Genomic DNA, 11,629 nt, shown 5'->3' on the forward strand with positions numbered 1-11,629 from the left:
GCGGCAGCACCTCAGGCGCGCACGACGCGCCCTTGCCCGGCGCCCCAGCCCGTGATGGCAACGCCAAGCGCCAAGCCGCCGAACAGCCACCCGGAACTGGCATAGCTGCCGGTCCATTCCAGCAGCAAGCCCACCAGCAAAGGCCCCAGCGCAGCCAGGATGTAGCCGCCGCCCTGCGCCATGCCGGACAAACGCCCCGCCACCGCGGAATCCGCCGAACGCAACACGATGAAAGTCATGGCCAGGGCAATCAAGCCCCCCTGCCCCAAGCCCTGCACGACCATCCACCACCAGGCCAGCGAGAGCGGCAAGTACAGCAGCCCCAGCAAGGCGCCGCCCGCACACAAGGCCAGCACGCTGGCAATCCAGCGCTGATCCCGGCAGCGCACCACAAAATGCGGCACCAGCAGACAGGCGACCATCTGCACAACAATGGACACCGACACCATCACGCCCGCCATGCCGGCATCCATGCCGCGGCTGCGCAAAATGGGCGCGAGCCAGCCGAACACGCAATAGGCCAGCGCAGACTGCAGGCCCATCAATCCGGTCAATTGCCATGACAACGGATCGCGCCAGACGGCGGCGGGCCGCTGCGGCGCGCGCGGCGGCGCCTCATGCGCCGGCAGACGCCTGAGATGTATGCCCCAGCACAGGGCCACCAGCGCCGCCGGCAAGGCCCAGGCCGCCAATGCCAGGTTCCACTCGGATGCGCGCGCCAGCGGCACGGTCAGGACCGCCGCACAGGCCGCACCCGCGCACAGGAAAGTCGTATATAAGCCTGTCATCAAGGCCATTTGCTTGGGGAAATCGCGCTTGACCAGCCCGGGCAGCAGCACATTGCCAATGGCGATGGCGGTGCCCGCCAGGGCGGATGCCAGCAGCAGCACGCCCGGCGATTCCACGAAACGCAAGGCAGACCCGACTGTCAGCAGCAGCAAGGCCCAATACATGGTGCGCTCTACCCCATAGCGGTTGGCCATGATGGGCGCTGCCGGGGCGAACACGCCCAGGCAGATAACAGGCAAAGTGGTCAGATAACTGGCTTGCGCGGCAGACATGTCCAGCGCATCCATGATTTCCGGCAGTAAAGCCGCCAGACTGGGAAACACCGGCCGCAGATTGCTGGCAATCAAGATCACCAGCACGGCGTACCACAGGTTTCTATGCTTGCCTGATGACGGCGCGCTGCGCGATGCTGCCGTCTGTTGTTCCGTCTCCGTCATTCCTGCTCCATTGCGTGCTGCCTCGGGACAGTCTTGAATTGGTTCAGATCGAAAAACAGGCGCCGCGCCACGCCTGCGGGATGGCAGCAGGCGCCCTTCCCCCAGGGCGCCTGCTGCCGGCCATGCCTCAGTCTTCCTGGCCGGACTCGGCCCGGCGGCGCTGCGCGCGGCGCACCGCCACATAGAACACCATAAACCACAGTACCGGCACCGCCACGCCGCCCAGCGGCACATAGGCCAGCGCCGCCATGCGGAACCACTCAGGCAGGGCAAGCTGTGATTGGCACAGGTTCTGACCGCCGCCAAACGACAGGCAGCTATCCGAAAATACGACCAATGCCAAACCCCAGAGCGCCGTGCCTGCGAGGCACAAACCCCACCACAGCTTGACGCGGGTATCCATACCGCGCCGCTGCCGCACCCAGGCAGGCAAACTCAGGCACAGCACGGGCAAGAGGGTCAGAATCAGGAAAATCAGAAAGGTGTAAAACATGGCACGGCATCGCATCAGAAAAAGGCCGGCATCATTCCGTGCCGGCTCGCTGCCGAGAGAATACGCGATTCAGCAGGCTTTGAATACCGCCAGGCCTGCGCCGCCATGACGGCAGCCGGCCTGCTTCTGCGGGAAGCGTAGTGCCTCAGGCAGCCCGGCATGGCCTTGCGCTTCGTAACAATATCGGCACGGCCGCAAAGCCTCACCCGGCAGCCAGTCCTCACGCGGTTTCCCGAGCGATTGCGGCACAAATACAACCACTACATTTATGGTATTTAAAAAATAGAAACACTATATCTAGTAGTATCTTGCTATTCTCCTTTCCAGCAAACCTGAATCACCCACGGCCACCCGCCAGCCTGCATTGCCTTTTGCGTGCGCATGCCAGCGTGTTCCCAACCATTTCTAGGAATAGCAATCATGATCGTTACTGTTTACAGCAAACCGGCATGCGTCCAATGCGTCGCCACTTACCGCGCGCTGGATAAACAGGGCATCTCGTATCAGGTCGTTGATCTGACCGAAGATGCCAATGCGCTGCAAACCGTGCGCGATCTGGGGTATCAGCAAGCACCGGTGGTGGTGGCTGGCGCGGACCACTGGTCAGGCTTCCGCCCCGACAAAATCAGCGCGCTGGCCTGAGCTCTTCCGCCAGCGCCAGGCAGAGCCGCCCGGCGTCTGATCAGTCATGTCAGCCGCAGTTCTAGCGGCCATCGGAGCGGCAGAACATGCCAGCCAGGCACAGCCCGCAGTCTGGCCACTGCCTTGCCGTTACCTGACCGCTGCTTCCTGACCGCCCGCTCCTCTGCCGGTTTTGCCACCCGTTTTTCAGGACCCGGAATACGCCGCCATGGGCCAGATCGTTTATTTCTCCACCAGTTCCGGCAATACCCAGCGTTTCGTCGAGAAGCTGGCTTTGCCTGCCCATCGTATTCCTCAATCCTCGCGCGCAGCCTTTCTGCTGGCGCCTGAACCGTACATCCTGATTGTTCCCACCTACGGCGGCGGTCATCCCGCCGGCGCCGTTCCCAAAGCCGTCATCCACTTCCTGAACCACGAAGCCAATCGCCGCCAGCTGCGCGGCGTCATCGCGGCCGGCAATACCAATTTCGGCACCGCCTATTGCCTGGCCGGCGACATCATTGCGCAAAAGTGCAAAGTGCCGCTGCTGTACCGCTTCGAGATGCTGGGCACGGAAGAAGATGTTCTCAAAGTCCGTCATGGAGTCCATGCATTTTGGAAACGACAACCCTGATCCCGAAAGCTGCCGCCAGTGCCGAACTGGATTACCACGCACTCAATGCCATGCTCAATCTGTTCGATGAGCAGGGGCAAATCCAGTTCGACAAAGACCGCATGGCGGCGCGGCAATATTTCCTGCAGCATGTGAACCAGAACACCGTGTTCTTTCATCATCTGCAGGAAAAACTCGACTACCTGGTGAACAAGGAATACTACGAAGCCGATGTGCTGCGCCAGTATTCCCCCGACTTCATCCATCAGCTGTTTACCGATGCCTACGCGCGCAAGTTCCGGTTCCCGACCTTCTTGGGCGCCTTCAAGTACTACACCAGCTACACCCTCAAGACCTTCGACGGCAAACGCTACCTGGAACGCTACGAAGACCGCGTCTGCATGGTCGCGCTAGCGCTGGCCCAGGGCAATGAGGGCCTGGCGCTGGCGCTGGTTGATGAAATCATCAGCGGCCGTTTTCAGCCTGCCACGCCCACCTTCCTCAACGCCGGCAAGAAACAGCGCGGCGAATTGGTGTCGTGCTTCCTGCTGCGCATCGAAGACAATATGGAATCCATAGGCCGCGCCATCAATTCCGCGCTGCAGCTCTCCAAGCGCGGCGGCGGCGTAGCCTTTCTGCTAAGCAATATTCGCGAAGCAGGCGCCCCCATCAAGCAGATTGAAAATCAGTCTTCCGGCATCATTCCCATCATGAAGCTGCTGGAAGATGCGTTTTCCTACGCCAATCAGCTAGGCTCGCGCCAGGGCGCGGGCGCTGTTTATCTGAATGCGCACCATCCGGACATCCTGCGCTTTCTGGACACCAAGCGCGAAAATGCCGACGAAAAAATCCGCATCAAAACACTGTCGCTGGGCGTCGTGATTCCCGACATCACATTCCAGCTTGCGCGCGACAACGAAGATATGTATCTGTTCTCGCCTTATGACGTCGAAAAAGTTTACGGCAAGCCCTTCGGCGACATCAGCGTGAGCGAAAAATACCGCGAGATGGTGGACGACCCGCGTATCCGCAAAAGCAAGATCAATGCCCGCGAATTTTTCCTGACGCTGGCCGAGATTCAATTTGAATCCGGCTATCCGTATCTGATGTTCGAAGACACGGTCAATCGCGCCAATCCGGTCAAGGGGCGGATCAATATGAGCAATCTGTGCTCGGAGATCCTGCAGGTCAATGCGCCCGCCAGCTATGACGCGGATCTGTCCTACACCGCGCTGGGCAAAGACATCTCCTGCAACCTGGGCTCGCTGAATATTGCCAAGACCATGGATTCGCCCGACTTTGGCCGGACAGTGGAAGTGGCGGTGCGCGGCTTGACCGCCGTGTCCGATATGAGCGATATCCGCTCCGTGCCCTCCATCGCCCATGGCAATGCCCTATCGCATGCTATCGGCCTGGGGCAAATGAATCTGCACGGTTATCTGGCGCGCGAACGCATTTTTTACGGTTCGGAAGAAGGGGTGGATTTCACCAATATGTACTTTTACACGGTGACTTACCATGCCCTGCGCGCGTCCAACCTGCTGGCCTACGAACGCGGGCAACGTTTTGCCGGGTTCGAGGATTCCAAATATGCCAGCGGCGAATACTTCGACAAATACACCCAGCAGTCCTGGCAGCCCGCCACCGCGCGCGTGGCCGAACTGTTCCGCCAGGCCGGGATCGCCATCCCCACCCAGGAAGACTGGCACGCCCTGAAGGCCGCCGTGCGCGAACACGGGCTTTACAACCAGAACCTGCAAGCCGTGCCGCCCACCGGTTCGATTTCCTATATCAACCACTCGACCTCAAGCATCCACCCGATTGTGGCCAAGATCGAAATCCGCAAGGAAGGCAAGATAGGCCGCGTGTACTACCCCGCCCCCTACATGAACAACGACAACCTGGCGTACTACCAGGATGCCTACGAAATCGGGCCCGAGAAAATCATAGATACCTACGCGGCCGCGACCCAGCACGTGGATCAGGGGCTTTCGCTCACGCTGTTCTTCCGCGATAGCGCCACGACACGCGATATCAACCGGGCGCAGATTCACGCCTGGCGCAAGGGCATCAAAACCATCTATTACATCCGGCTGCGGCAAATGGCGCTGGAGGGCACGGCCATCGAAGGCTGCGTGTCCTGCACGCTGTAAGCCGCCGCCCCTGACCACGGAAACCATCATGAGCACAAACCCGCCCAGCCCCCTGGCCGCCAAGCGGCTCAAGCGCGTCGATGCGATCAACTGGAACCGCATCGAAGACGATAAAGACCTGGAAGTCTGGAACCGCCTGACCGGCAACTTCTGGCTGCCTGAGAAGGTGCCGCTTTCCAACGACATCCCTGCCTGGGCCACCCTGACGCCGCTGGAGCAGCAAACCACCATACGCGTCTTTACCGGGCTGACCTTGCTCGACACCATCCAGAATACGGTGGGCGCGCCCGCGCTGATCCAGGATGCCATCACACCGCACGAAGAAGCGGTCTATACCAATATCAGTTTCATGGAAGCCGTGCATGCGCGCTCCTACAGCTCGATTTTCTCGACCTTGTGCCTGACGCCCGATGTCGATGATGCCTACCGCTGGAGCGAGGAAAATGAATCCCTGCAGCGCAAGGCCGCGCTGATCCTGGAACGCTACCGCGCCGATGACCCCTTGATGCGCAAGGTTGCCAGCGTTTTTCTGGAATCCTTTCTGTTTTACTCCGGCTTCTATCTGCCCATGTACTGGTCCAGCCGCGGCAAGCTGACCAATACGGCCGACCTGATCCGCCTCATCATCCGTGACGAGGCTGTTCACGGCTATTACATCGGCTACAAATTCCAGCGCAATCTGGAGCAGGTGTCCGAGCCGCGCAGGCAGGAGGTCAAAGACTATGCCTTCGAGTTGCTGCACGAGCTCTACGATAACGAAGTGCGCTACACGGAAGAACTGTATGACGGCGTAGGCTGGACGGAAGATGTCAAAAAATTCCTGCACTACAACGCCAATAAAGCCTTGATGAACCTGGGCTATGAGTCCCTCTTCCCGGCAGCCGTCACCAACGTGAACCCGGCCATTCTGGCCTCGCTCTCGCCCGGCGCGGACGAGAACCACGATTTCTTCTCGGGCTCCGGGTCTTCTTACGTCATCGGCAAGGCCGTCAATACCGAAGACGAAGACTGGGCCTTCTAAGCGGGACGCACACGTCCCCCGGCAACAGCGCGGCAGCCGCCTGGCGCATGAGCAGCCACGGCGCCGCCAGCTTGCGGCGGCGCGGCTGCCGGGTTGCTGATTTCCCATTTTCCTGAAGGGCCGATTGTGTCTCCAGCTAAAGGGCACTAGAATCAACGCCAACGTTTCAGTTGGAATCTGAATTCAATCCCCTAAAGGAGACACCATGAAGGGAAACACCATGAAGCACACCGTCGTGATTTGCGGCTACGGGCCTGCCATCGGCCACGCTACCGCGCTCAAGTTCGGCCAGGCAGGCCATCCGGTCGCCCTGGTGGCGCGTCAGGCGCAAGCGCTGGCTGATGGCGTTGCCGCCCTTCAAGCCCAGGGCGTCCAGGCGCGCGCTTTCCCTGCCGACCTCAGCGATGTGGCGCAGGTCAGGCGTGTCATTAATGAAGCGCGCTCGGCGCTGGGGCCTATCGGCGTGCTGCATTGGAATGCCTTCGTCGATGTCGATGGCGACCTGCTTGCCATTTCCGTCGAAGATCTGCAATTGGGCCTGTCTTTACGCGTCGTCAGTTATATCGCTGCTGTGCAGGCCGCGATACACGACCTTGAAGCCACGCAAGGCGCTGTCCTGAGCACCAACGGCGTGACGGCCTTCCACGGGGAAAAAGTGAATGCCTTTGCCCAAGACTTCGGCATTCTGGCCATCCCGGCGGCCGCGCAACACAAGGCCACCGGCCTGTTGAAGCAGACACTGGCCCGACGTGGCGTGTATGTGGGGGAAGTCGTCATAAACGGCTTTGTGCAAGGCTCAGCGAGCACCGAACTGCATGCCATCCCTGCAACGATTGCCCCGGCGGACATCGCCGAGCAGTTCTGGCAACTCCACGCCGCGCGCACGGCGCACTCCGTGGTCTTCGGTTCCGCGCTGGTGCAATAAACCCGCCATGCCAGCCCACCCGCGAAAGCGGCCGGGCGCCCCAGCAAGCCCGGCGCCCTGGCCCTGCTTATCGAAGCCCCTGGCCCAGACGTCCTGCCCTGACGTCCTCCCGCCCCTGACACCCTCCCTGCCCTGACTCCCTTCCCGCCCTGACTCTCTGTCGCGCCCAGGCGACAGCGCCGCAGTCTGGGCCAGCCATCCCCAGGCCAGTCTCCCGCTAGTCCTTTCGCCCTTCCTTTCCCCCTTCCTTTCGCCCTTTCTCTCCTTTCTCCCCTACCTGCCTGCCCTGGTCATAGACGCGCCCAAGCGAGCGCGAGCGGCAAGGCAGCGGGCATTTTTTTGCTCTGCACATAAGGCCCGTACTGGCCGCACCGCCAGCGCCGCGCCGCCCCCGCGTCCTTCTCTCTGTCCAGTCCCTGCCTGCCGCGCCGGCGGCTATCCTGCCGCCGCGGCCATAAACCGTGCCTGCCGTGCTTTTCATTTCCCTCAATAAATATATTGCGTCGCAATAATTAATTAATAAAAGCAATTAATTAGAATTTGGAAAAATATATTCCAAGGGTGAAACAAACACGATACCGAATCACTTTTCAATCATGAAAAACACTTAAAACATCGTGATCCATCCATAAAACGACAAAAAATTCTCTAAAAAACCGATTGATTTATGTGTTACAAAACCATTTCAAATAAATTCAAAACCCAATAGACTCGTCATCAATAATTGGGAAAAGAAAATAAATTTATTTATAAAAATAAATAAATAGAAACCCTAACAACAATTTCCACCAACCACCAAAGCACCAAGGAAGTTCATGAAGACCAAGCACTCTTTCGCTGCCGCCTGCGTTCTCTCATGTTTGGCAGGAACGGCCCAATCACAGGAAGTCACGCTTTACGGCATGATTGATACCGGGATTGAATGGACCAACAAGGTTCCGCAAGGGCCCGCTGGCAGCGATGCCGGCACTTCCAGCCTGACCCGCTTTCCCATCGCCACTGGCGGCATCGCCCCGTCGCGCTGGGGCCTCAAGGGGTCGGAAGATCTGGGGGACGGCTATCGCGCCTTTTTCCAGCTCGAAAGCGGCTTTTCGCCTGGCGACGGCAATAGCGCCCAGGCTGGCCGGCTCTTCGGGCGCACGGCCATCCTGGGCATAGGCAGCCCCTATGGCACCATCCAGCTGGGCCGCCAGTACACGCCGACCACGCTGTATCTGATGTCGCCGGCCGATGTCATGGGCCCCAGCGTGCACGGCCTGGGCAACTTCGACCCCTACATCCCCAACGCCCGTGCCGACAATGCCATCGGCTATAGCCACAAGATCGACAATCTCACCTTCGGCGGCACCTACAGCTTCGGGCGCGACCACGCCACTGGCGGCCCCTCGGGCACCACCTGCGGCGGCACGGCCACCAATGACAATGGCTCCTGCAAGGAAAAAGGCGTCTATGTGAAGTACAACGCCGCCAACTATGGCTTTGGCGCCGCGTTCGACCGCGTGACCGGGGGGCCGGCCGAGTCCTTCTGGGGTCTGGGCAGCCTGCACGCGCACGATGACCGTTTTGGCCTCAATGGCTACTACACCTTCACCGGCGACATCACCGTGAGCGGCGGCTGGATGCAGCGCCGCCACAAACCTGATACCAACGCCACGCCGGGTGAAATCAAGTTCACCACCAATACCTTCTTTGTCGGCCTGTCGTACCCGATCGGGCGCTTTGTCATCAATACCCAGCTGGTACGCATGATCAGTAACGCCGACTCCGAAGCGGAAATGGCCGTCAGCCGCCGCCGCGGCAACGGTGAAGCCACGGCGCTCTATTTGCGCGGCATTTATAACTTCTCCAAGCGCACGTCGGGCTACATCACCACCGGCCACATGCGCAACCAGAAGTACAGTGCCGTCAGCGTAACGCCCGGCATTGGCGTTCCCGCCTGGGGCGGTGCTGCCGTCGGCAGCAACCAGACCGGTGTCATGATCGGCCTGAACCACCGCTTCTGATAAACGGCGCCGGCACCGGCTTTCCCCCGCCCTGGTGCCGGCGGGAAGCCCTGGCGCAGCGGCCATCCGTCCGCTGCGCCAGTTTTTTATGGGCCGGGCAGCGGCAGCTAGACCTGCGCGGGGTCTGTCTTGTGGACGTTGATCGCGTAGCGCTCTATCGCCGCCGTCACTTGCCCGCGCGGCACCCGGCCTTCATCCGCGAGCGCCGTCAAGGCCGCCAGCACAATGAAATGCCTATCCACTTCAAAAAACTCGCGCAACGATTCCCGGGTATCGGAACGGCCAAAACCATCGGTGCCCAATGAAATCACGCGGCGGTCGTGAAGATACGGACGGATCTGATCCGCCACTATCTTCATATAGTCCGTCGCCACGACCAGCGGCCCTTCATGCCCTTGCAGGCATTGCCGGACATACGGCACCCTGGGCGTCTCTTCGGGGTGCAGCATATTCCAGCGTTCCGCCGCCATGCCATCCCGGCGCAGTTCCGTCAGGCTGGTCGCGCTCCAGATATCGCTCGCGATGCCGAAGTCGTTCGCCAGCAGCTCGCCGGCGGCCTGCACCTCGCGCAAGATCGCGCCACTGCCCATCAGCTGCACGCGCAGCGCGCTGCTGCCATCCGTCTGGCGGGCGGGCGGCAACAGGTACAGGCCTTTGAGAATCCCTGCTTCCGCCCCGGCAGGCAGCGCCGGATTGGGGTAATTTTCATTGAGCAGCGTGATGTAGTAGTAGATATCTTCGTGCTCGGCATACATGCGCCGCAAACCATCCTGAATGATCACGGCCAGCTCGTAGGCATACGTGGGGTCGTAGGAAATGCAGTTGGGAATCACCGAAGACAGGACATGGCTATGGCCGTCATCGTGCTGCAAGCCCTCGCCCATCAGCGTTGTCCGGCCCGATGTCGCCCCCAGCAAAAACCCGCGCGTCCGCGCATCGCCTGCCGCCCAGGCCAGATCGCCCACCCGCTGCAAGCCAAACATGGAATAAAAAATATAGAAGGGAATGGCCGGCAAACCATGATTGCTATAAGCCGTCCCGGCGGCAATCCAGGAGGCAATCGCGCCGGATTCATTAATCCCCTCCTGCAGGATCTGCCCGTCTCTCGCTTCTTTGTAGTAGCTCAGCTGGCCGGCATCCTGCGGCGTGTAAAGCTGCCCCAGGTATGAGTGAATCCCGATCTGGCGGAACAGGCCTTCCATCCCGAACGTGCGCGACTCATCCGGCACGATGGGAATAATCAGCTTGCCCAGCGCCGGGTCTTTCAGCAAGGCGGTCAGAATCCGCACAAAGGACATCGTGGTGGACACGCCGCGCTCGCCGCTATCCTTTAGCTGGGCGGCGAACGTGCTCAATGGCGGAATGGGCAATGGCGCGACGGCGCCTGTGCGGGCCGGCACATAGCCGCCCAGTTCGGCGCGGCGGCGGGCAAAGTAGCGGGCCTCCTCGCTGTCAGGCGGCAGTTGCAGGTAGGGCATGTCTTCGAGCTGATCGTCCGGCACCGGCAAATCGAAGCGGTCTCGGAAGGCCCGCACCGCGTCCTGGCTCATTTTCTTCAATTGGTGATTGATGTTCTGGCCTTCTCCGGCCTCACCCATGCCAAAACCCTTGACCGTTTTGACCAGCACGACGCTAGGCTGCCCCTCGGTATGCGCAGCCTGCGCATAGGCCGCATGCACTTTTTCAGGGTCGTGGCCGCCGCGCGTCAATGCCCAGATGTCGTCATCTGACAAATGCGCCACCAGTTCCAGCAAGGCCGGATACTTGCCGAAGAAATGCTCGCGCACATAAGCGCCGCTTTGCGACTTGAAAGTCTGGTATTCCCCATCGACGCACTCCATCATGCGGCGGCGCAGCAAACCGGTCTGGTCGCGCGCCAGCAGATCATCCCAGCCGCTGCTCCAGATCACCTTGATGACGTTCCAGCCCGCTGCCCGGAAGGTCGCTTCCAGCTCCTGAATCACCTTGCTGTTGCCGCGCACCGGGCCATCCAGGCGCTGCAGATTGCAGTTGACGACAAAGATCAGGTTATCCAGCCGCTCGCGGCCGCCCAGCGCTATCGCCGCCAGCGATTCGGGCTGGTCCATTTCGCCATCGCCCAGGAAGGCCCAGACCTTGCGGCCCTGGTGTTCCAGCAGCCCCCGGTATTCCAGATAGCGCATGAAACGCGCCTGGTAGGCCGCGGTCAGCGGCCCCAGGCCCATGGACACCGTGGGGAACTGCCAGAAATCCGGCATCAGGCGCGGGTGCGGATAGGAAGACAGGCCGTCGCGGCCAGCCTCGCGGCGGAAATTGTCCAGCTGGGCCGCGCTGATGCGCCCTTCCAGATAGGCGCGCGCATAAATACCCGGCGCCGAGTGCCCCTGGATATACACCATGTCGCCGCCAAAGGTATCGGTGCGGCCGCGGAAGAAATGATTGAAGCCGACGTCATACAGAACGGCGGCCGACTGATAGGTGGCGATATGGCCGCCGACGTTGGAATGCTTGCCGGCGCGCAGCACCGTCACCATGGCATTCCAGCGGATATAGGCATTGATGCGCTGTTCTATCTCCAGGTTACCGAGATAGGCG

The 11,629-nt window shown here is 60.6% G+C and carries 9 protein-coding genes; 6 read left to right on the top strand and 3 right to left on the bottom strand.

Features of this window, described 5'->3' with window-relative positions; all coding sequences use genetic code 11:
• Positions 1-11: 11 nt before the first annotated feature.
• The gene (locus tag ACTJGZ_RS04000; protein ID WP_441661657.1) at positions 12-1,226 is read right to left on the bottom strand and encodes a CynX/NimT family MFS transporter; all 1,215 of its coding nucleotides are present in this window, start codon (positions 1,224-1,226) and stop codon (positions 12-14) included.
• Between the two features lie 127 nt (positions 1,227-1,353).
• A complete protein-coding gene (locus tag ACTJGZ_RS04005; RefSeq protein ID WP_441661658.1) occupies positions 1,354-1,719 on the bottom strand; it encodes a hypothetical protein in 366 nt (121 codons plus the stop codon).
• A gap of 420 nt (positions 1,720-2,139) precedes the next feature.
• Between ACTJGZ_RS04005 and nrdH the strand changes: the two genes are divergently transcribed.
• The 6 genes from nrdH to ACTJGZ_RS04035 all read left to right on the top strand — a co-directional run bounded on the left by nrdH (position 2,140) and on the right by ACTJGZ_RS04035 (position 9,055).
• On the top strand, positions 2,140-2,361 hold the full coding sequence (gene nrdH, locus ACTJGZ_RS04010; RefSeq protein WP_441661659.1) for a glutaredoxin-like protein NrdH: 222 nt from the start codon (positions 2,140-2,142) through the stop codon (positions 2,359-2,361).
• 208 nt (positions 2,362-2,569) lie between these two features.
• Complete coding sequence (nrdI, locus tag ACTJGZ_RS04015; protein ID WP_441661660.1) at positions 2,570-2,974, top strand: class Ib ribonucleoside-diphosphate reductase assembly flavoprotein NrdI; 405 nt, start codon at positions 2,570-2,572, stop codon at positions 2,972-2,974.
• Complete coding sequence (nrdE, locus tag ACTJGZ_RS04020) at positions 2,956-5,106, top strand: class 1b ribonucleoside-diphosphate reductase subunit alpha (RefSeq protein WP_441661661.1); 2,151 nt, start codon at positions 2,956-2,958, stop codon at positions 5,104-5,106. Before nrdI ends, nrdE begins: the two co-directional genes overlap by 19 nt.
• Before the next feature lie 28 nt (positions 5,107-5,134).
• Complete coding sequence (nrdF, locus tag ACTJGZ_RS04025) at positions 5,135-6,127, top strand: class 1b ribonucleoside-diphosphate reductase subunit beta (protein ID WP_441661662.1); 993 nt, start codon at positions 5,135-5,137, stop codon at positions 6,125-6,127.
• Between the two features lie 205 nt (positions 6,128-6,332).
• Positions 6,333-7,052 (top strand): SDR family NAD(P)-dependent oxidoreductase, encoded by a 720-nt coding sequence (locus ACTJGZ_RS04030; protein WP_441661663.1) that lies wholly within the window; start codon positions 6,333-6,335, stop codon positions 7,050-7,052.
• An 815-nt stretch (positions 7,053-7,867) separates the two neighbouring features.
• On the top strand, positions 7,868-9,055 hold the full coding sequence (locus tag ACTJGZ_RS04035) for a porin (protein WP_441661664.1): 1,188 nt from the start codon (positions 7,868-7,870) through the stop codon (positions 9,053-9,055).
• A gap of 107 nt (positions 9,056-9,162) precedes the next feature.
• Here ACTJGZ_RS04035 and aceE read toward each other — a convergent pair.
• Positions 9,163-11,629 (bottom strand): pyruvate dehydrogenase (acetyl-transferring), homodimeric type (gene aceE, locus ACTJGZ_RS04040; RefSeq protein ID WP_441661665.1); only part of this gene is annotated, 2,467 nt, incomplete at its 5' end.

The sequence above is a fragment of the Kerstersia sp. genome (assembly GCF_052103615.1).
Taxonomy (GTDB): Bacteria; Pseudomonadota; Gammaproteobacteria; order Burkholderiales; family Burkholderiaceae_B; genus Kerstersia.

Excerpts from the sequence above, each read along its gene's own strand:
- nrdI (WP_441661660.1), top strand. The coding sequence starts at position 2,570 with ATGGGCCAGATCGTTTATTTCTCCACCAGTTCCGGCAATACCCAGCGT.
- ACTJGZ_RS04035 (WP_441661664.1), top strand. The coding sequence starts at position 7,868 with ATGAAGACCAAGCACTCTTTCGCTGCCGCCTGCGTTCTCTCATGTTTG.
- nrdF (WP_441661662.1), top strand. The coding sequence starts at position 5,135 with ATGAGCACAAACCCGCCCAGCCCCCTGGCCGCCAAGCGGCTCAAGCGC.
- ACTJGZ_RS04030 (WP_441661663.1), top strand. The coding sequence starts at position 6,333 with ATGAAGGGAAACACCATGAAGCACACCGTCGTGATTTGCGGCTACGGG.
- nrdH (WP_441661659.1), top strand. The coding sequence starts at position 2,140 with ATGATCGTTACTGTTTACAGCAAACCGGCATGCGTCCAATGCGTCGCC.
- ACTJGZ_RS04005 (WP_441661658.1), bottom strand. The coding sequence starts at position 1,719 with ATGTTTTACACCTTTCTGATTTTCCTGATTCTGACCCTCTTGCCCGTG.
- ACTJGZ_RS04000 (WP_441661657.1), bottom strand. The coding sequence starts at position 1,226 with ATGACGGAGACGGAACAACAGACGGCAGCATCGCGCAGCGCGCCGTCA.